General features: G+C 69.5%; 16 protein-coding genes and 1 pseudogene. 10 read left to right on the plus strand and 7 right to left on the minus strand.

The features are described from left to right. The first annotated feature begins 57 nt into the window (after positions 1 to 57). From ACZ6YV_RS36065 to ACZ6YV_RS36090, 6 genes are all read left to right on the plus strand, one after another. Positions 58 to 978, plus strand: coding sequence for a threonine ammonia-lyase (locus ACZ6YV_RS36065; RefSeq protein ID WP_465513872.1), 921 nt, complete (start codon positions 58 to 60; stop codon positions 976 to 978). Positions 979 to 1,258: 280 nt separating this feature from the next. After that, a complete protein-coding gene (locus ACZ6YV_RS36070; protein ID WP_465513873.1) occupies positions 1,259 to 1,789 on the plus strand; it encodes a (2Fe-2S)-binding protein in 531 nt (176 codons plus the stop codon). After that, on the plus strand, positions 1,789 to 4,236 hold the full coding sequence (locus ACZ6YV_RS36075) for a xanthine dehydrogenase family protein molybdopterin-binding subunit (RefSeq protein ID WP_465513874.1): 2,448 nt from the start codon (positions 1,789 to 1,791) through the stop codon (positions 4,234 to 4,236). The genes ACZ6YV_RS36070 and ACZ6YV_RS36075 overlap by 1 nt, the downstream gene beginning before the upstream one ends. Next, on the plus strand, positions 4,233 to 5,087 hold the full coding sequence (locus ACZ6YV_RS36080) for an FAD binding domain-containing protein (RefSeq protein ID WP_465513875.1): 855 nt from the start codon (positions 4,233 to 4,235) through the stop codon (positions 5,085 to 5,087). Before ACZ6YV_RS36075 ends, ACZ6YV_RS36080 begins: the two co-directional genes overlap by 4 nt. A 19-nt stretch (positions 5,088 to 5,106) precedes the next feature. Then, positions 5,107 to 5,748, plus strand: coding sequence for an SRPBCC family protein (locus tag ACZ6YV_RS36085; RefSeq protein WP_465513876.1), 642 nt, complete (start codon positions 5,107 to 5,109; stop codon positions 5,746 to 5,748). Positions 5,749 to 5,775: 27 nt separating this feature from the next. After that, the gene (locus tag ACZ6YV_RS36090; RefSeq protein WP_465513877.1) at positions 5,776 to 6,834 is read left to right on the plus strand and encodes an NAD(P)-binding domain-containing protein; all 1,059 of its coding nucleotides are present in this window, start codon (positions 5,776 to 5,778) and stop codon (positions 6,832 to 6,834) included. Here ACZ6YV_RS36090 and ACZ6YV_RS36095 read toward each other — a convergent pair. Further along, the gene (locus tag ACZ6YV_RS36095; RefSeq protein ID WP_465513878.1) at positions 6,803 to 7,540 is read right to left on the minus strand and encodes an alpha/beta hydrolase; all 738 of its coding nucleotides are present in this window, start codon (positions 7,538 to 7,540) and stop codon (positions 6,803 to 6,805) included. The genes ACZ6YV_RS36090 and ACZ6YV_RS36095 overlap by 32 nt on opposite strands. A gap of 318 nt (positions 7,541 to 7,858) precedes the next feature. Between ACZ6YV_RS36095 and ACZ6YV_RS36100 the strand changes: the two genes are divergently transcribed. From ACZ6YV_RS36100 to ACZ6YV_RS36115, 4 genes and pseudogenes are all read left to right on the plus strand, one after another. Next, on the plus strand, positions 7,859 to 11,656 hold the full coding sequence (locus ACZ6YV_RS36100) for a non-ribosomal peptide synthetase family protein (RefSeq protein WP_465513879.1): 3,798 nt from the start codon (positions 7,859 to 7,861) through the stop codon (positions 11,654 to 11,656). 17 nt (positions 11,657 to 11,673) lie between these two features. After that, positions 11,674 to 12,420 (plus strand): maleate cis-trans isomerase family protein, encoded by a 747-nt coding sequence (locus tag ACZ6YV_RS36105; protein WP_465513880.1) that lies wholly within the window; start codon positions 11,674 to 11,676, stop codon positions 12,418 to 12,420. Between the two features lie 47 nt (positions 12,421 to 12,467). Then, positions 12,468 to 13,046, plus strand: coding sequence for a TetR/AcrR family transcriptional regulator (locus ACZ6YV_RS36110; protein WP_378242991.1), 579 nt, complete (start codon positions 12,468 to 12,470; stop codon positions 13,044 to 13,046). 101 nt (positions 13,047 to 13,147) lie between these two features. Then, positions 13,148 to 14,023: pseudogene (locus tag ACZ6YV_RS36115) on the plus strand (NAD(P)-dependent oxidoreductase); the annotation flags it as partial. Positions 14,024 to 14,087: 64 nt separating this feature from the next. Here ACZ6YV_RS36115 and iolD read toward each other — a convergent pair. Genes iolD through ACZ6YV_RS36145 form a run of 6 tightly spaced genes read right to left on the minus strand, consistent with a single transcriptional unit; the run spans position 14,088 to position 20,553 of the window. Further along, positions 14,088 to 15,926, minus strand: coding sequence for a 3D-(3,5/4)-trihydroxycyclohexane-1,2-dione acylhydrolase (decyclizing) (gene iolD / locus ACZ6YV_RS36120; protein ID WP_465513881.1), 1,839 nt, complete (start codon positions 15,924 to 15,926; stop codon positions 14,088 to 14,090). Further along, positions 15,923 to 16,813 carry a 5-deoxy-glucuronate isomerase gene (gene iolB / locus ACZ6YV_RS36125; RefSeq protein WP_465513882.1) on the minus strand — a complete coding sequence of 297 codons (891 nt, stop codon included), beginning with the start codon at positions 16,811 to 16,813 and terminating at the stop codon, positions 15,923 to 15,925. The genes iolD and iolB overlap by 4 nt, the downstream gene beginning before the upstream one ends. Then, the gene (gene iolC / locus ACZ6YV_RS36130) at positions 16,810 to 17,742 is read right to left on the minus strand and encodes a 5-dehydro-2-deoxygluconokinase (RefSeq protein WP_465513883.1); all 933 of its coding nucleotides are present in this window, start codon (positions 17,740 to 17,742) and stop codon (positions 16,810 to 16,812) included. Before iolC ends, iolB begins: the two co-directional genes overlap by 4 nt. Further along, positions 17,739 to 18,539: an ATP-binding cassette domain-containing protein gene (locus tag ACZ6YV_RS36135; RefSeq protein ID WP_465513884.1), complete on the minus strand. Its 801-nt coding sequence runs from the start codon at positions 18,537 to 18,539 to the stop codon at positions 17,739 to 17,741. The genes iolC and ACZ6YV_RS36135 overlap by 4 nt, the downstream gene beginning before the upstream one ends. Continuing rightward, positions 18,536 to 19,570: an ABC transporter permease gene (locus ACZ6YV_RS36140; protein WP_465513885.1), complete on the minus strand. Its 1,035-nt coding sequence runs from the start codon at positions 19,568 to 19,570 to the stop codon at positions 18,536 to 18,538. The genes ACZ6YV_RS36135 and ACZ6YV_RS36140 overlap by 4 nt, the downstream gene beginning before the upstream one ends. Then, positions 19,567 to 20,553, minus strand: coding sequence for a sugar ABC transporter substrate-binding protein (locus ACZ6YV_RS36145; protein WP_465513886.1), 987 nt, complete (start codon positions 20,551 to 20,553; stop codon positions 19,567 to 19,569). The genes ACZ6YV_RS36140 and ACZ6YV_RS36145 overlap by 4 nt, the downstream gene beginning before the upstream one ends. Positions 20,554 to 20,577: the final 24 nt, after the last annotated feature.

Here is a 20,577-nt window from a genome sequence, read left to right on the forward strand (position 1 = left end):
ACGCGGGCGGGAAAATTTACAATCGGTGTGATCGTCTTCCGCTCTAGCTTGGGCTTCATGACCGACCTGCAGCTGGACCACGTCGCCGAGGCGGCGAAGGTGATCGATCCCCTTTTCCTGAACTCCCCGCAGTACAGCGACGAACAGCTGAACGAACGGCTCGGCCGGCCGGTGCTGGTGAAGGTCGAGACGCTGAATCCGTTGCGCAGCTTCAAAGGCCGCGGCGCGGACTACTTCGCCGCCGGACTGGAGCCGGGCACCACCATGGTGTGCGGGACCAGCGGCAACTTCGGACAGGCTCTCGCGTTCGCCGCCCGGAAACGCGGTTTGCGGGCCGAAGTGTTCGTCCCCGCCGACATCTCGCCGGTCAAACTGCGGCGGATGAAGGCGCTGGGGGCGCGGGTGCGCCGGGTCGACGGCGAGGCGAAGGACGCCGCGGCCGCCTTCGCCGCCGAAGCCCCGGATCGCGTCTTCGTGGTCGACGGCAGGGAGCCCGCGATCTCCGAAGGCGCGGGCACGATCGGCCTGGAACTGGCGCGCGAGAGCGGGATCGACACGGTCGTGCTCCCGGTCGGTGACGGCGCGCTGATCGCCGGTGTCGCGCTCTGGCTCAAAGCGCATTCGCCGGACATCCGGATCGTCGGCGTCGGGGCCGAGTCCGCGCCGGCGATGGTGAAGAGCTGGCGGGCGGGCGAGCCGATCACCGTCGATCGAGTCAACTCGTTCGCCGCCGGCATCACGATCCGGTCCCCGGAAGCGGAATCCGTGCGGCGGCTGCGGTCGCTGGTCGACGACTTCGTGCTGGTCGGCGACGACGATCTGCGCGCGGCCATGCGGCTGGGCGCGGAAACCCTCGGCGTCCTACCGGAACCCGCCGGTGCCGCCGGCCTCGCCGCGCTGACCGTGCACGATCTCCCGGGGGATCGGGTCGCCACCGTGATCACGGGCGCGAACGCCGTTTGGCCTCGTGAGTGGTAAGTGCCGTTAGAACGACACTTACCACTCACGACCCGCTGTACCGAATGGACACTCGCCCATTCTCCGCATCTGCGCCCCTTTACCTTCTCTGGAAACGCACCTGCGGACCCATACCTGAGTCACCCCCTGGTGGGGGTTGTCCCCGTCGATCAGAAGTAGCACGCTCGGCTGTGAGTCCGATCACGGTCGCTCCGGGGTCGGTCCGTGACAACTGCAATGACCGGCCGCTCCCGAACGACCCCGGACCAGCGCGGGGTTTCTCTTTGCTTTTGGAGGCCTGATGCGCATCACCGTCACCGTCGACGGCACCAGCTACACAGACGACGTCGAACCCCGAACCCTGCTCGTGCACCACTTGCGCGAACAGGTCGGGAAGGTAGGCACCGTGGTCGGTTGCGACACCAGCAACTGCGGGGCCTGCACCGTCCACCTCGACGGGCAGAGCGTGAAATCCTGTTCGGTCCTCGCGGTACAGGCCGACGGCTGCGAGATCACCACGATCGAGGGACTTGCCCGCGACGGCGAACTGCATCCGGTGCAGAAGGCCTTCCACGAGAATCACGCGCTCCAGTGCGGTTTCTGCACTCCCGGCATGATCATGCAGTCGATCGACCTGCTCGCCGACAATCCCGATCCGGACGAAAAGGCCGTCCGAGAAGGACTCGAAGGCAATCTGTGCCGCTGCACGGGGTACCAGAACATCGTCCGCGCGGTCCGCGACGCCGCCCACCAGATGCGGCCCGGCGCCGGTCCGGAAGCCGAGCGGCTCGCCTCGGACACCGCCTCCCGTGTCGGCGCGGGTGGTGAGTGATGACCTCCACGATCGAACCGGAGGTCGGCAAGGCCCGCCGCCGCAAGGAGGACGAGCGCCTCATCACCGGCCGGACCCGCTGGACCGACAACCTGACGCTGCCCGGGATGCTGCATCTCGCGGTGCTCCGCAGCCCGTTCGCGCACGCCAAGATCGTCTCGATCGACGTCACCGAGGCCAAGTCCGCGCCGGGTGTCGTCGCGGTGTTCACCGGGAAGGACCTCGACCCGGAAAGCGCCATCGGCATGCCGTGCGCGTGGCCGATCACCCCGGACATGAAGTCGCCGAGGCGGCCCATCCTCGCTTCGGACACGGTGAACTTCGCCGGTGAGGGTGTCGCGGTGGTCGTCGCCCGGACGTCGGCCGAAGCGCATGACGCGCTCGAAGCGATCGACGTCGACTACGACGAACTGCCGGTCGTCCTCGGTCTCGAAAACGCGCTCGCCGAGGGTGCGCCCCTGGTGCACGAGGAGCTCGGCACCAACCAGAACGCGGTCTGGGTCTTCGATTCCGCCGATGCGGGAACGGGTTCCAGCGTCGAAGACGCGATCTCGAACGCAGAGAAGTCGGGGATCGTGCTCAAACGGCGGTTCCGCCAACAGCGGCTGGTGCCGGCTTTCATGGAACCGCGCGCGTGCGTCGTCGACCCGACAGGCAGCCAGCTGGTCATGTGGTCGGCCACCCAGGTCCCGCACATCCTCAAGACGATGACGGCGGCCACGCTCGGCCTCCCCGAGCACAAGGTGCGGGTGATCGCGCCGGACGTCGGCGGCGGATTCGGCGGCAAGATCGCCGTCCTGCCCGAAGAGATGATGTCGACGCTGATCGCGCGGCGGCTCGGCAAACCGGTCAAGTGGACGGAGTCCCGGTCGGAGACGATGGTCGCCGCGCACCACGGCCGCGACCAGATCCAGGACCTCACCATCACCGCGAACCGCGACGGCACGGTGACCGGCCTCAAGGTCGAACTGCTCGCCGACATGGGCGCGTACCTCGGCCTCGTCGGCCCCGGCGTGCCCATCCTGGGCGCGTTCATGTTCAACGCCATCTACAAGTTCCCGGCGTACCACTTCGCCTGCACCAACGTGTTCACCACCACCACGCTCACCGACGCCTATCGCGGCGCCGGGCGGCCGGAGGCCACGTTCGGGATCGAGCGGATCATGGACGAGCTCGCCGTCGAACTGGGCATGGACCCGATGGAGCTGCGCGAGAAGAACTGGATCAAGCACGAGGAGTTCCCGTTCACCACGGTGGCCGGGCTGACCTACGACACGGGCAACTACGAGGCCGCCACCGGCAAGGCCAAGGAACTCTTCGACTACGACGGCCTCCGCCGCGAACAGAAGGAGCGCCGGGACTCGGGCGATCCGGTCCAGCTCGGCATCGGCATCTCGACGTTCACCGAGATGTGCGGTCTCGCGCCGTCGCGGGTGCTCGGCTCGCTGGACTACGCGGCGGGCGGCTGGGAGCACGCGGAGATCCGGGTGCTGCCCACCGGCAAGATCGAGGTGATCACCGGCGCCTCCGCGCACGGTCAGGGCCACGAGACGGCGTGGAGCCAGATCGTCGCCGACAAACTCGGCGTCCCGTTCGAGGACATCGAGGTCATCCACGGCGACACGCAGTCCTCGCACAAGGGGATGGACACCTACGGCTCCCGGTCGCTGGTGGTCGGCGGCATCGCGGTGGTCAACGCGGCGGACAAGGTGCTCGCGAAGGCCAAGCCGATCGCGGCGCATCTGATGGAGTGCGCCGAGGACGACCTCGAGTTCTCGGCGGGCAAGTTCTCGGTCAAGGGCACGGATTCCGCGACGTCCATCCAGGACATCGCGTGGGCCGTGTTCTCGGCGCACAACCTGCCGGACGGCGTCGAACCCTCGCTGGATTCGTCGGACACGTTCGATCCGGAGAACTTCTCCTTCCCGCACGGCACGCATCTGTGCGCGGCCGAGGTCGACACCGAGACCGGGCGCGTGCGGTTGCGCTCCTACGTCTGTGTCGACGACGTCGGCGTGGTCGTCAACCCGCTGATCGTCGAAGGCCAGGTGCACGGCGGGCTCGCGCAGGGCATCGCGCAGGCGCTGTTCGAGGAGGCCGTCCACGACGAAGGCGGGACGCTCACCACCGGGACGTTCGCCGACTACCTCCTGCCGTCGGCGGCGGATCTGCCCAGCTTCACCACCGACCGCACCGAGACACCGTCGACGACGAACCCGTTGGGCGCCAAGGGAGTCGGCGAGGCGGGCACGATCGCCTCGACCCCGGCGGTGGTCAACGCCGTCATCGACGCCGTCCGGCACTTCGGGGTGAACGACATCGAAATGCCGTTGACCCCGATGCGGGTCTGGCACGCCATCCGGTACGGGTCGGCCGCCGCGGGCGGGCTGGGTTCCGAAGCCGGTGGCGGTCTCGGTTCGATCGACGCCACCGGAGGTGCCCAGTGATCCCGGCCCCGTTCGACTACGTCGCTCCGTCCACAGTGGACGAAGCGGTGGCCGCTCTCGCCGAAGCGGGCGAGGACGCCAAGGTGCTGGCGGGCGGGCAAAGCCTGCTGCCGGTGCTGCGGATGCGGCTCGCCACGCCGACCACGCTGGTCGACCTCGGGAAGGTCGGCGAGCTGCGCGGTGTCCGCGAGGACGGCGACGTGCTGGTCATCGGTTCGATGACCACGCATTACGACGTCCAGCGGGACGTGCTGGTCGCCGAGCACGCCGCGCTGCTCAAGGCCGCCACCGACACGGTGGCCGATCCGCAGATCCGCCATCGCGGCACGTTCGGCGGCGCCATCGCGCACGCCGATCCCGCCGGTGACCTGCTGGCTCCCGTCCTCGCGCTCGGCTGCGAACTCGTCGTCGCCGGTCCGGGCGGGCGGCGGACGGTCGCCGCGGCGGACTTCTTCCAGGACATGTTCACCACCGCGCTCGCCGCGGACGAACTCCTGGTCGAGGTCCGCGTGCCGAAGCACACCGGCTGGCGCGCCCACTACGAGAAGTTCAACCGGGTCGCGCAGGCGTGGTCGATGGTCGCGGTCGCGGCCTGCGTCCGCACCGAAGCGGGCACCATCGAGGAGGCGCGGGTCGCGCTCACCAACATGGGTTCGACACCGGTGCGGGCGGCGGCTGTCGAGGCGGCTTTGGTCGGCTGCGCGGCCACCGCCGACGCGATCCGCGGGGCCGCCGAACACGCGGCCGAGGGCACGAACCCGACGGCCGACGGCAACTCCGATGTCGAATACCGGCAGCACCTCGCGCGGGTGCTGACCGGCCGGGCGGTTCTCGCCGCGGCAGGGTCCTAGAGAGAAGGGAGGTCGGCCCGTGCGGCTCGACCACGCGTTCACCGTTCCCGCCCCGGTCGGCGAGGTCTGGAAGGCCGTCGTCGACCCGGAGCGGGTGGCGCCGTGCATGCCGGGTGCCACCGTCACCGAAGTAGACGGGGACGCCTTCAAAGGCACGGTGAAGGTCAAGCTCGGGCCGATCTCCCTGCTCTACAAGGGATCCGGCCATTTCGTCGAGAAGGACGCCGAAGCGAAGAAGGTGGTGATCAAGGCTTCCGGCAAGGACGCCAGGGGAGCGGGTACGGCATCGGCGACGGTGACACTCACCCTGTCCGAGAAGGACGGCGTCACCCACGGCGCCGTCGCGACGGAACTGGCCGTCACCGGTAAGCCGGCGCAGTTCGGGCGCGGGATGATCTCCGAGGTCGGCGGCAAGATCCTCGACTCGTTCGCGGACTGCCTGTCCGGCAAGCTCGCCACCACGCCCGAACCCGAGAAGCCCGAAACCCCGGAGCGTCCGCCGTTGAAAGCGGTGAAGCCGGTGGCCGACGGCGAGGCCATCGACCTGATGGAGTACGCGGGCGAATCCGTGGTCAAACGGGCGGGGCCGATGCTGGTGGCCCTCGCCGGGGTCCTCCTGATCGTCGCGATCGTGCGGGCTGTGACGCAGCGGACGAAATAGCGGCTTCCGCCAGCCGTTGAACCCGGTATGAAGGCGGATCACGAAGTCGACGTGGCGGTGATCGGGGCGGGCCAGGCCGGTCTGTCGGCGGCGTACCACCTGCGCCGCGCGGGATTCGCCAACGAGGCGGGTTTCGTCGTGCTCGACCACGGGAAACGGCCCGGCGGCGCGTGGCAGTACCGCTGGCCTTCGCTGCTCGTGGAGAAGGTCCACGGCATCTACGACCTCCCGGGGATGGCCTTCGGCACCCCTGATCCGCAACTGCCCGCCGCCGACGTCGTCTCCGAGTACTTCGGCCGCTTCGAACGCACCTACGACCTTCCGGTCCATCGCCCCGTCGACATCCTGTCGGTGAGCTCCGTGGGAGATCGGCTGGTTGTGACGAGCGCGGCGGAGACCTGGGCCGCCCGCGCGGTGATCAGCGCGACAGGCACCTGGGACAGGCCGTTCTGGCCGCACTACCCGGGGCAGGAGACCTTCCGCGGCCGCCAGGTGCACACCGCCGGCTACACCGGCGTCGGGGACTTCCGCGGCAAGCGCGTGGTCGTGGTCGGTGGCGGCGCGTCGGCCGTGCAGCTGCTGCTGGAGATCGCGCCCTTCGCGCACTCGACGCGCTGGGTGACCCGGCGCCCGCCGGTCTGGCGCGACGAGCCGTTCAGCGAGAACTGGGGCCGCGAGGCCGTCGCGAGGGTCGACAGGCGGGTCCGCGAGGGCCTGCCGCCGGAAAGCGTCGTCAGCGTGACCGACCTGGCGGTGACGCCCGAGGTGCGGGCGGGGCTGGACGCGGGAATCCTCGACCGCCACCCGATGTTCGAGCGGATCACCCCGGACGGCGTGGTGTGGGCGGACGGCACCTTCGAACCCGCCGACATCATCCTGTGGGCCACCGGTTTCCGGGCCGCCATCGACCACCTGGCGCCGCTGCGCCTGCGCGCGTCAGGCGGCGGGATCAGGATGGACGGCACCCGCGTCGTCGCCGAACCACGGCTGCACCTGATCGGCTACGGCCCGTCCGCCAGCACCGTCGGCGCGAACCGGGCGGGCCGGACGGCCGTCACCGAGATCCGGCGCCTGCTCGCGCGCTGAGGTCGTCGAGGATCCCGGCCAGCGCGGCGGGCCGCCGGAAGAACCCGGCGTGACTGCTTTCGAGCTCGCGGACGTCGAACGGGTTGTCCGGGGTGAGCGCGTCGCCCTCGGTGATGTAGAGCTGGCTGGTGACGACGACCTGGAGGAACTGCTCCTCGGTGAGCTCACCGGAGATGGCGTCGCGCAATGCGGCCCGCTGCGCGCGGTCGGCACCGCGCCAGTTGATCCGGATGAAGCCCTGGTGTGTCGGGTCGCCGACCAAGAGCGGCGCCGTCGCGGGGAAAAGCGCGGACGACGACCACGCGGGCAGCGCCGGGTACTCGCCGGGATGGCGCTCCACCGGGCACTGGGCGGCGATGTAGACGAGCCGGTCGATCAGTTCGGGGATCGCGTTGGCGGCGGCGGTGACCGGGAGCCCGCCGAAGCTGTGCGCGACCAGGACGACCGGGCCGTGGTGGCGCACCCGCTGGACGGCGTCGACGACCTGCCCGATCAAGGCGTCCGCGGTCACGCCGCTCATGGCCGACGGCTCGGCCGCGAAGGTTTCGAGGTCCTGTTCGTAGTAGGCCCGCGTGAACCCCGCGCCCCGGCCGGGGAGATCGAGCGCGAGCGTCCGATGCCCGCGTGACGCCATCTCCCGCTGGGTGGCCGACCAGGCGTGGGCGGAACTTCCCGAACCGTGCACGAAGACGAAAGTGGGAATCATGTGTTCGAGTGTGGCGGATCCGGGCGCGCACGCAGAGAACCTCGGCACCAAAGGGCGGAAAAGAATGATCGGCGGGGCGCGCGGTTCGTTTTCCCTTTCGTTTACCGGTGGCTGGGAAACGAGTTCTCACCAGGGAATCCGGCTCGCTCGTTTGTCAGGAAAATTCCGGTCGGGGAACTTTCGGGCTGTTCTCGTTCCGGCCCGTATCTCGGGATCCCCCGGGTCGCTCCTGTGCTTCGTGGTTCACGAGCGGCGCGTCGACACGGCGCGCGGCCGCGGAATTCGTAACGGGGGATGGCTTTGCCAGGGGAAAAGATTATGGCGTCTGTCGATAACGTCACGTCGGTTCATCACGTCCGGTCCGGTACCTGCCTGCCGGAGCTGCTCGGGCATTGGGCAGGAACGCGGCCGGAAGCGGTCGCCGTCGTCGACGACGACCGCGAATTGACCTTTCGCGGACTCGAAGAAGTGAGTGTGGAGCTGGCCGCGTACCTCGCCGGTCTGGGGATCGGGGCGAACGATCCCGTGGGCCTTTACGTCGAGCCTTCCGTGGACCTGATGGTCGGCGCGTGGGGCGTTCTCGCCGCCGGTGCCGCCTATCTGCCGTTGTCGCCGGAGTACCCGGAAGACCGGCTGCGGTACATGCTCGAAGACAGCGGTACCGGCGTCGTCGTCACACAGCCGCACCTCGCCGGACGGCTCGCCGGGCTGGTGCCCGCCGGGACCCGGATCGTGTCGGTGGCCGACGTCCGCGGCACGACCGGCGAGGTCCCGCGCGGGCCCCGGCCGGACTCGCTCGCCTACGTCATCTACACCTCCGGCAGCACCGGCAAGCCGAAGGGCGTGATGATCGAGCACCACAGTGTCGTGTCCCAGATGCGCTGGCTGCAGGCCTGCGGTCACCTGGACGCGAGAGTCACGGTGCTGCAGAAGACGCCGATGAGTTTCGACGCCGCGCAATGGGAGATCCTGGCGCCCGCCGCGGGCGCCCGGGTGGTGATGAGCGCGCCGGGAAGCTTCCGTGACCCCGAAGCCCTGATCGACGCGGTGATCGCGAACGACGTCACCACCCTGCAGTGCGTTCCGACGCTGCTGCAGGCCTTGCTCGACACGGAACGCTTCGCGACCTGCACGACGGTGCGGAAACTGTTCTCCGGCGGAGAGGCGCTTTCCCGTCAGCTGGCCAGGGAACTCGCCCGTGAGCTGCCGTCGGCGCGGCTGGTCAACCTCTACGGGCCGACCGAATGCACGATCAACGCGACCGCCCACGTCGTCGACCCGGACACGATCGGCGAGGGCACCGGGACGGTCTCGATCGGCGTGCCCGTCGACAACACCCAGTGCTTCGTGCTCGACGCCGTGCTCGCCCCGGTCGACATCGGGGAGACGGGCGAGCTGTACATCGGCGGTGTCCAGCTGGCCCGCGGCTACCTGAACCGGCCCGAGCGGACGAGCGAGAAGTTCGTGCCGAACCCGTTCGTGCCGACCGAACGGCTGTACCGCACCGGGGATCTCGCCTACTGGAACCCCGACGGCACCCTCCAGTTCGTCGGCCGCGCCGACAACCAGGTCAAGCTGCGCGGCTACCGCGTCGAACTGGACGAGATCGCGGTGGCGATCGAGGACCACACGTGGGTGCGCCGTGCCGCGGCGGTGGTGACCGACGACGCGCGGACCGGGTCGAAGGCGCTCGTGGCCTGCGTGGAGCTGAATCCGCGCGAAGCCGCGGTGATGGATCAGGGCAACCACGGCGGGCACCACCAGTCGAAGGCCAGCAAACTGCAGGTCAAAGCGCAGCTTTCGGCTCCGGGCGTGCGCGCCGATCTCGCGGGCCGCCCCGTCGTCGCGCTGGAGGGCAAGCGGGAACCCGGCAGGCAGCGGCGGGAAGTCTTCGCTCGCAAGACCTATCGCTACTACGAGGGCGGCGCGGTCACCCGTGACGACCTCATCGCGCTCCTGGCCCCTGGCCCGGCCGGCACGCACTCCCGGGAACCCGGCGAACTCGCGTTCGCCGAACTGGGCGAGCTGCTGCGCTGGTTCGGCCGGTTCCAGAGCGACGAACGCCTGCTGCCGAAGTACTCCTACGCCTCGCCGGGCGCGCTGTACGCGACGCAGCTGTACCTGGAGACCAGCGGTCTCGACGGCATCGGCGCCGGGATCTACTACTACCACCCGATCGACCACACGCTGGTCCTGATCGGCGCGAGCACGGGTGCCGGGCATTCGGTGCACTTCATCGGCCGCACCGGGGCCATCGAACCGGTCTACAAGAACAACATCCGTGAGGTCCTCGAGTTCGAGGCGGGCCATATGGTCGGCGTGTTCGAGGACATCCTGCCCGGATACGGCCTCACGATCAGCCCGTCGGGGTTCGACCCGGCGGTGGCGGCGCGCGCCGGTGCCGCCGCCGAAGACCACTATCTCGGCACGTTCTCCTTGCATGTCAACGACGGAGAACCGGGCAGGGATGACATCGAGCTGTTCGTGCAAGCCCATCCGGGGCGGGTCGAGGGACTGCCCGCCGGCACCTATCGCTGGCGGAACGGGGATTTCGAGCGCGTCTCCGGCAAACTGATCGAGTCCAAGCACGTGATCGCGATCAACCAGCAGGTGTACGGACGCGCGGCCTTCGGCATCACCGCGGTCAGCCGGGCCGCCGACGAGTGGCTCGAGTACGTCGGTCTCGGCACGAAACTGCATCACCTGCAGCGCAACGGTGCCGGGTTCGGCTTCATGTCCGCGGGCTACAGCTCCAAGAGCGGTAACCCGTTGCCCGCCGCCCGGCGGATCGACGACATCCTCGCCGGGCAGGGGATCGCGCCCGGGCCGTCGTACTTCTTCGTCGGCGGCAAGGTGAGTCCGGAGCAGGCGCGCAGCGAAGGGATGCGCGAAGACGCCGTACACATGAAGGGCCCGGCGGAGATCATCCGTGACGAACTCGCGACCACGCTGCCCGACTACATGATCCCCAACCGGGTGCTGGTGCTGGACGAACTACCGTTGACCGCCAACGGAAAGGTCGACGCGCACGCGCTGGCGGCAGCCGACGCCGTCCGCTCGGCGAGCGGCGGCACACCGTACGCCGCACCCTCGACGAGCCACGAGCGGTGGCTGGCCGGGGTGTGGGGCAAGGCGCTGAAGTACGACGACGTCTCGGCGCGGGACGACTTCTTCGCCGCCGGCGGCAACTCGCTGACCGCGGTCTCCCTGGTGAACCGGATCAACCGCGAGTACGGCACCCGGTTGCCGCTGCAGGTCGTCTTCGAGTGTCCGAAACTGGCCGATCTGGCCGCCCGGATCGGCGAGGACTCGGCCACGCCGTCGTCGCGGCTGGTGCCCTTGGCGGCAGGTGGCGGCGACCCGGTGTTCTGCTGGCCCGGACTCGGCGGCTATCCGATGAACCTGCGGCTGCTGGCTTCGGAAAGCGGTCTGGCACGGCCTTTCTACGGTGTGCAGGCGCACGGGATCAACAACGGCGAAACGCCGTACGCCACCGTCGAGGAGATGGCGAAGGCCGACGTCGCCGAGATCCGGCGCGTCCAGCCGGAGGGCCCGTACACGCTGTGGGGGTACTCGTTCGGCGCGCGGGTCGCGTTCGAAACGGCGTGGCAGCTGGAGCAGGAAGGGCAGCGGGTGGCCGACCTGCTGCTGATCTGCCCGGGCAACCCCGAGATCGAGGGCGGCGGGGAGCGCGTGGCGAGCTACACGAACCCGGCGTACCTGACGATCCTGCTGTCGGTCTTCCTCGGGTCGGTCTCCGGGCCGGAACCGCTGGCCTGCCAGGAGACCGTCCGCGACGAAGACGGATTCGTGGCCTTCGTGGCGAAGCTGCTGCCCGCCCTCGGCGAACCGCTCGTCCGGCGCATCGTCCGGATCGTCGAGGAGACCTACGAGTTCGACTACACCTTCCGTGAACTCGCGCGGCGGCGGATCGCGGCGCGAGTGACCCTGTTCAAGGCCGACGGCGATGACTACTCGTTCGTCGAGAACAGCTCCGGGTACTCGGCCACGCCGCCGGAAGTGGTCACGCTCGAAGGCGATCACTACAGCGTTCTCAAGGAACAAGGGGTCGCCGAACTGGTGTCGGCGATCCGTGCCCGGCTCGCACCCCTCTGAGCTAAGGAGAACCACCAGTGCCCGACTCCCTCGGTCCCCGCCTCAAGGTCGGCGTCGTCGTCCCGTCCACCAACACCTCGGCCCAGCCGGAACTGGACGCGCTGCGTCCCGACGGCGTCACCAACCACACCGGCCGGATGGTCATCGACGACGACGCGATGGTCGACGAGCCCGGGTTCGGCCACGTCATGCACAGCATCCGGCGATCGACGCGGCCGGCGATCCGGAGCGTCACCGGCTGCGAACCCGACTGCGTGATCATCGGGGTGTCGCCGGAAAGCTATTGGGAGGGAAAGGATTCGCACGGCAGCGTCCTCGACGCGATGCGGGAGGCCGCCGATGGCCGCCCGGTGACGATGAGCCCGGACGCGATCAACGCCGCGCTCGCGGCGCACGGTGCCCGCCGGATCGCGGTCATCACGCCGTACCTGCCGGTCGGCGACGACTCGGTGAGCCGCTTCTTCGACGACAGCGGTTACGACCTGCTGAACCTCCAGGGCCTCGGCATGCCGAGCCCGGCCAAGATCTCCCACGTCACCGAGACCGAGCTCCGGGAGGCGGTCAAGGAGATCGACAACGCCGACGTCGAGGCCATCGTCCAGGTCGGCACCAACGTCGCCATGGCGCGGCTCGCGGCGGCCGCCGAGTTCTGGCTCGGCAAACCGGTCATCTCGAACAACGTCGTCCTGTACTGGCACGCCCTGCGCCGCAACGGCATCGCCGACCGGGTGCGTGGGTTCGGCTCCCTGCTTTCGGAGCATTGAACACCCGGTATTTGACTGATCATTACAGAACGTGCGATGCTGGCGGCATGCCCCGTCCCAAGGGATTCGATCCCACCGAGGCGCTGGACGCCGCGGTCGGCACGTTCTGGCGCAAGGGATACGCGGCGACGTCGGCCCAGGACCTGGTCGACGGCACCGGCCTGGGCAGGGGAAGCCTGTACAACACGTTTTCGAGCAAGCAGCAGCTGTTCAAGGAGGCGCTGCGCCGCTATGAGGAAACGTCCGCCACCCGGGTGGAGGAGATGCTGGTCGCCCCGGGGACCATCCGGGAGCGGATCCGCCGCGTGCTGATGGACGTGGTCCACGACGAGATGGACACCTCGGCCACGCATCGCGGCTGCCTGGCCGTCAACGCCGCCCTGGAACTCGGCGGCATCGACGACGAGGTCACCGCCCGCATCCGCCACAACTTCGAACGGGTGGAGAACGCGTTCCACGTCGAGTTCGCCGCCGCCCGGCAGGCGGGCGAGATCGGCGCGGGCCGGGATCCGCGGGCGCTGGCGCGGTTCACCCTCGCCGCGATGTACGGCCTGCGGGTGCTGGGCAAGACCGCGGACCGGCAGGCACTCACCCAAGTCGTCGAAACCACCATCGAGGCGTTCTGATGTTCCAGGTTTCGTAACAGGACCCCGCGTTCGAGCGGTTTTCCTTCGTGCTCGTTCTTTAACGAGCATTCCACTCACGACGGCAAACAGACGACGGCAAGGAGCGAAGGCAAGTCATGACGGAAACCGTCGCGGTGCTCGGCACCGGAATCATCGGCGCCCCTGTCGCCCGCAACCTGAGCAAAGCCGGGTTCGCGGTCCGGGCCTGGAACCGCACCGCGGCCAAGGCCGAGGCCCTCGCCGGGGACGGTGTCCGGGTCGCGACGAGCGCCGCGGAAGCCGTCGCAGGCGCTCAGGTCGTGTTCACGGTCCTCACGGACGGCCCGGCGGTCCTGGCGGCGATCCGCGCGGCCGCCCCCTCCGCAGGCACGATCTGGGTGCAGCTCAGCACCGTCGGCGAGGCTGTCGACGAGCTGGTCGCGTACGCCGAAGAGCAGGGCCTCGTCTTCGTCGACGCGCCTGTCCAAGGCACCCGCCAGCCCGCCGAACAGGGGCAGCTGATCGTGCTGGCGGCGGGCGCGTCCGACGCGCGCGAGGCCGTCCAGCCGCTGTTCGACGCGATCGGCAAGCGCACGCTGTGGGTCGGCGAAGACGGCCGCACCGGCGCGGCGAGCCGGCTCAAGCTGGTGCTGAACACCTGGGTGATCGCTTTGACCCACGGCGTCGGCGAGGCACTGGCGCTGGCCGAAGGACTCGGTGTCGACCCGCGGCACTTCGTGGACGTCGTCACCGGCGGCCCGATGGACAACGGCTACTTCCAGGCCAAATCCGCCGCGATCCTCAAGAACGACTACACCACCGCCTTCTCGGTCGACAACGCCGAGAAGGACGCCCGGCTGGTGCTCGAAGCCGCTGCCCGCGCGGGTGTCCGGATGGACGCCGTCGAGGCCGGGCAGGCCCGCTTCGCCCGCGCGTCCGAAGCCGGGCACGGCGATGAAGACATGGCGGCCGGCTACTTCGCCAGCTTTGACAAATAGGGCGGGGGTCGGCGCGGCCGCGTCCAGTCCACTGGACGCGGCCGCGCCGTAACTCTTCCCAGCCCTAGCCCTTCACATACCGCACCTGCCCCGACTTCCCGTGCTCGAAGCCCTCCCTGCCGGAAAGGTGCTCCGGGACGCCGACCTCCCACCAAGCGCCGGCTTCGGTCCACGAGCTTGGCTGCGTCCGCACCACGACCACCGCCGGTCGCTTCTCGGCCACCGCGGCTTCCCGCGCCTTCGCGTATGCCGCCCGCACGTCGTCCACAGTGGACGCCGTGAACACCGCGCACCCCAGAGACTCCGCGTGCCGCGCGAAGTCGACCCGAGGTGGTGACGCGTGCGCGCTCCGGCAGTCGGCGAGGAAGTTGTTGAACGGCTTGCCGCCCTGGCCCTCCTGCAGACGCGCGATGACCGCGAAGCCGTCGTTGTCGCAGACCACCGCGACGAAGGGATGCCCGGCGAAGGCTGCCGAGAACAGCTCCGAGTTCAGCATCAGGTACGAACCGTCGCCGAGCATCGTGGTGACCAGACCGCCGGTGTGCGCCATCGCCGCGCCCCACGCGCCCGCGAGTTCGTACCCCATGCACGAGAAGCCGTACTCGACGTCCATGCTGATCGATCCCGATCCGCGCCAGCCGCCGATCAGTTCTCCCGGCATCCCGCCGGACGCGGTCATCACGTAGTCCTGCGGCTCGGAGAGGTCGTTGACCGCGCCGACGACCTGGGCGTAGGTCGGCACCTCGCCGGAAGTGACACGCAATGCGTCGATGTGCGCGTCCCATCGGCCGCGCTCCGCCGCCGCGCGCTCCGTCCACAGAGGATCGACTTGCCAGCTCTCCAGCTGGGCGGCCAGATCCGTGAGGCCTGCCTCGGCGTCGCCCACCACGGCCAGCGCGCCGTGCTTGACCGCGTCGAACCGGGCCGCGTTCAGCGTGATCAGCCGGACGTCGGGCGAGAACACCGTCCAGGACGCCGTGGTGAAGTCCTGCAGGCGGGTGCCGACGGCGAGCACGACGTCCGCCTCGGCGGCCAGGACGTTCGCGGACGCCGAGCCGGTGACGCCCAGTGGCCCGGCGTGCAACGGATGGCCGTGCGGGACCAGGGTGCGCCCGGCCGTGGTTTCGGTGACCGGGATGCCATGCCGCTCGGCGAAGGCCAGCGCGCGCTCACCGGCGCCGGAGTACCGGACCCCGCCCCCGAGCACCAGCAACGGTTTCCGCGCCGACCGCAGCACTCCCGCCGCTTCGGTGAGGGCCCGGCGATCGGGCCGCGGGCGCGGCGGGCGATGGGTCACCGGCTCGAAGAGCGAGTCGGGAAAGTCGTAGGTCTCGACCTGGACGTCCTGCGGCAGCGCCAGCGTCACCGGGCCCGCGTCGGCCGGATCGGTCAGCACCCTGGCGACCTGCGGCAGCGTCGAAAGCAGCTGCTCGGGCCGGGTGATCCGGTCGAAGTACCGGCTCACCGCGCGGAAGGCGTCGTTGACCGTGGCCGTCGGATCGCCGAAATGCTCCACCTGCTGCAGGACCGGATCCGGGGCCCGGCTGGTGAAGGTGTCGCCGGGGAGCAGCAGCACCGGCAGCCGGTTGGCGTGCGCGACCCCGGCCGCGGTGACCATGTTCAGCGCACCGGGACCGATCGACGACGTCACCACGCCGACCTGGCGACGGTGTGCCGCCTTGGCGTAGCCGACCGCCGCGAGCGCCATGCCCTGCTCGGTCTGCCCGCGCCACAGGGGAAGCTCGTCTCGGTGCTCCTCCAGTGCGGTGCCGAGACCGAGGACGTTGCCGTGCCCGAAGATCGCGAACACCCCGGGGAACAGCGGGACTTCCCGCCCGTCCAGGGTCTCCGACCGTTGCGCGAGCAGCCAGCGCACCAGGGCCTGTGCCGTGGTCAGCTTCATGACACCCGTCCTTCGTGGCTCGTGACCGGGCAGCGCGGATCGAGTTCCAGGTCGTGCCACGTTTCACGGACCCAGCCGTGCGCCGGGTCGTCGCAGAAGGCCATCGACCGCTCTTCGGCTGGCCCCGCCAGGACGTTCAGGTAGTACATCGGATAGCCCGGCGCGGCGACGCAAGGACCGTGATAGCCGCGCGGGATCAGGAAGACGTCGCCGTCCCGGACCGCGACGTCCTCGTCCAGCTCACCGTCCGAGGTGTACGTCCGGTGAAGGCCGAACCCTTCGCGCGAAGTCGCCACGCCGTCGCGTCCGGCGACGCGGAAGTAGTAGATCTCCTCGTTGACGACCTCGCATTCGGACGCCTCGTCGTGCTTGTGCGGCGGGTATGACGACCAGTTGCCGCCGGGGGTGATCAGCTCGCACGCGTTCAGCTTGTCCGCGTGGTCCCAGACACCGGGCACGCCGAAGTTGGTGACCTGCCTCGTCGCCTGCCCCGCTCCGCGCACCTCGACGGGCACGTTCTCGGCCGGTCCGTAACGCGGTTCGAGACGACGGGAGCAGCGCGCCATCGGCAACGCGACCTCGATACCTCCGGTTGTCGACAACTCGACTTCGGCGTCGCGCGGCACGTAGGCGAAGTCCGTGACCCGGGTGAACACGGAGTCCCGCCCCGCGAGGTCGAAGACCTGCCCGTCCACCCGGACGGTGCACGCCCCCGCCAGCGGCAGCACGAACGCTTCGAACTCGCCTGTGCGCACGACCCTGGACTCACCGGCTGCCAGCGAGAGAACCCTCAGCCCGCTGTAGGTCCAGCCCGCCGAGTCCGGGGTGAGCCGGACCGGGTCCCGCTCGTCCGAAAGCGTCCCGAGTGGACGGTGCAGCTTGCTCACAGCAACTCCTCGATCTCGTCGGCGGTGGGCATGGCGTCGGCGCAGGCCAGCCGGGAGGCGACGAGCGCGCCCGCCGCGTTGGCGTAGGCGGCGATGCGCACCGGATCCCAGCCGGACAGCAGACCGTGGATCAGCGCACCGCCGAAACCGTCTCCGGCGCCGAGCCCGCAGACGACCTCGACCCGCTGGGGAGGCACGGTCCACCGGCCCGCGGCGGTGGCCACCAGCACTCCCTCCGCGCCCTTCTTGATCACCGCCAGTTCGACACCCCTGGCCAGCATCCGGGACGCGGCCTCGTCGGGGTCCGCCGTACCGACGGCGACCTCCGCCTCGGTGCGGTTGCCGACCGCGACCGTGACGTGGTCGAGCATCCAGCCGATCTCTTCGCGCGCGGTTTCGGTGTCCGGCCAGAACATCGGCCGGAAGTCGAGGTCCAGCACGGTGTGCGCCCGGCGTCCGCGCCGCTGGAGCATCTTGCGCTGGGTGCCGCGGGCCGGTTCGACGGAGACGCCGGTCCCGGTGACCCACAGCAGCGGCACCGTTTCCACGACGTCCCATGGCACGTCGACCTCGTTCAGGGTCAGATCCGGCGCGATGGGGGACCGGTAGAACAGCAGCGGAGGGTCCGCCGGCGGGTCCAGCGCGCAGAACACCACCGGTGTCTGCAGCCCCGCCGACGTCCCGACGTGCTCGGGGGACACACCGAACTCCCGCAGCGCCTGCCGGACGTAGTCGCCGAAGCCGTCCGGGCCGACCTTCGTCAACACCGACGTCGAGCGGCCGAGCCGTGCGGCGGCGACCGCGACGTTGGTCGCGGTGCCGCCGAGCGACTTGGCGAAGGTGCTGACCCCGGCCAGCGGCACGCCGCTCTGCTCGGGGTAGAGGTCCACCCCGACGCGGCCGACGGTCAGTGCTTCGAGAGCGGTCATGAAGGGGACTCCGCGGCTCGCAATTCGTGTTCGAGGGCTTCCAGTTCGGCGCCGCCCGCCATCTGCCGGGTCAGTTCGGCCAGGTCGATCTCGGACTTCTCGTAGGCCCCGAGTGGCGCGCCCCGTTTGAGCAGCAGGAAGCGATCGGCCACCGGGTACGCGTGATGCGGGTTGTGCGTGATCAGCACGACGCCGAGCCCGCGATCACGGGCCTGCGCGACGTACTTGAGCACGACACCGGCCTGCTTCACGCCCAGCGCGGCTGTCGGCTCGTCGAGGATCAGCACCTTCGCGCCGAAATGCACCGCCCGCGCGATGGCGACGCACTGCCGCTCGCCACCGGACAGCGTGCCGACAGGCTGCTCGACGTCACGCAGGTCGATGCCCATGTCGGACAACGCCTTCCTGGTCGTCTCGCGGCCCTTCTTCCGGTCCAGCGCCCGGAACGGGCCGAAGCCGACCGTCGGTTCGGAGCCGAGGAAGAAGTTTCGCCACACGCTCATCAACGGCACGACCGCCAGGTCCTGGTACACCGTCGCGATGCCGCGATCGAGCGCCTCGCGTGGCGACGCGAACTTGACCGGCTCGCCCTCGACGAGGAACTCGCCCTTGTCGTGCTGGTGGACCCCGGCCAGGATCTTGATCAACGTGGACTTGCCGGCGCCGTTGTCGCCGAGCACGCAGGTCACCTCACCGGCGTTGACCACGGTGGAGACGTCGCGCAGCGCGATCACGCTGCCGTAGGTCTTGCCGACCGCTTTGACCGAGAGCAGCTCTTCGGCTTGGCTGTGGTTCATCGCCGGACCCTTTCCGCGCGCCGCCGGAAGGCGTTGTTGACCAGGACCGCGGACAGCAGCATCACCCCGAGGAACAGCATGAACCAGTCGCTGTCCCAGCGGGCGAACACGATGCCCTGCCGCGCCATGCCGAAGATCAGCGCGCCGATCGCGGCGCCGATCGCCGAACCGAACCCGCCGGTCAGCAGGCAGCCGCCGATCACGGCCGCGATGATGTACTGGAACTCCAGCCCGATGCCCTGGTTCGCCTGGACGCTCGCGAACCGCAGGATGTTGATCGAACCGACCAGCCACGCGGCGAGCGCGGTGGTCATGAACAGCATGATCTTGGTGCGCACCACCGGGACCCCGACCGCGCGGGAACTCTGCGCGTTGCCGCCGACGGCGAAGATCCAGTTGCCGAAGCGGGTCCGCACCAGCAGCCAGGCCGCCAGCACGGCGAACCCGATCCACCAGGCGATGGAGATCTGGAACGCGGTCCCGCCGATGTCCACTGTGGACGCGAAGACGAAACCGGCGGACTCGTAGCCGTCGGTCGAGCGCATTCCGGAGACCTGGACGGTGCCGGTGACCAGCCGCGTGACGCCGAGGTTGAGCCCCTGCAGCGCCAGGAACGTGCCCAGGGTGACGATGAAGCTGGGCAGCCCGGTGCGCATCACCAGCCAGCCGTTGAACGCGCCGACCGCGAGGGCGAAGACCAGCGACGCGAACAGCGCGAGCCAGACGTTCCAGCCCGCCTGCGTCGCCAGTGTCGCGGTGACGAGCGCGGTGGAGGCCGTCATCACGCCCGCCGAAAGGTCGAACTCGCCACCGATCATCAGCAGGGAAACGGCGACCGCCATGATGCCCAGCGTCGAGGCGTCGTCCAGCCAGGTCGCCACGCCGCTGCCGCTGAAGAACTGGTCGGTGACGACGGTGAAGAACAGGAAGACGACGACGGCGCCGAGCAGCGAGCCGATCTCGGGCCGGACGACCAGCCTGTCGAGCAGTCTCGGTTTCGCGATCCGTTCGTCGAGGGTGGTGGTTGTCATCGCGTGCCCCTTTGCACGTACTGGCCGACGGTGTCCACAGTGGATTTGTCGACCAGATCGGGCCCGGTGAGCACCGGCTTCCCGCCGCCGACGACGTTCGCGTTGTCCCGGTAGAGCTTGAGGAACTGCACCGGGAGATAGCCCTGCTCGTACTGCTGCTGGTCGACCGCGAAGACCACTTCGCCCGCCTTGATCGCGCCGACCACGTCGGTGTTCAGGTCGAACGTGCCGACCTGCGCCGCCGAGCCGACCGCCTTGATCGCGCTCACCGCCCGCGCGGCGACCTGCGAGTTCAGCGTCAGGACGGCATCGAGGGAGGAGTCGGTCTGCACCGCGCCCCTGATCCGGGATTCGGCGTCGGTGGGGTTGCTGATGTCGACCTGCAAGGTCTGCACGTCGCCCGCGAAGCCGGTCTTGGCGCCGTCGCAGCGCTGGGCCTGCCCGACGTTGCCCGCTTCGTGGACCACGCAGAGCAGCTTCTTCTTGCCGAGCTCCCTGAACTTCTTCCCGGCCTCCTCGCCGGCGATGGTCTCGTTCTGCCCGACATGGGTGAGCGCGCCGTAACTCGCGCTCTTGTCCTCACCGGAGTTGATCGTGATGACCGGGATCCCCGCGCGGACCGCGTTCTCGATCGAGGTCTTCAGCGCCTCCGGGTTCGCCATCGACACCACCAGCCCGCCGACCTGCTGGGCGACCGCGTTGTCGATCAGCTTGGCCTGGTTGCCGGGGTCCCCGTCGGAGTTGTACTCGACCTGGACGTCGAGTTGCCTGCCCGCCTCCTCGGCGCCGTTCTTGACCACGTTCCAGAACGCGTCGCCCGCCGTGCCGTGCGAGATGACCGCTACCCGCAACGGCCCGCTGGGCTGGGTCTTCGCCGGGCCCGCGCCCGCGGCGGGTTTCTCCTCGGCCTTCGGCCCGGTGCACGCTGACAGGAGCAGCAGCCCCGCCGCGACCACCAAAGCTTTCCTCAAGCGATGGGACATCGTCGTCTCTCCTCGCTTCTTCCG

The sequence above is a fragment of the Amycolatopsis sp. NPDC102522 genome (genome assembly GCF_055584485.1).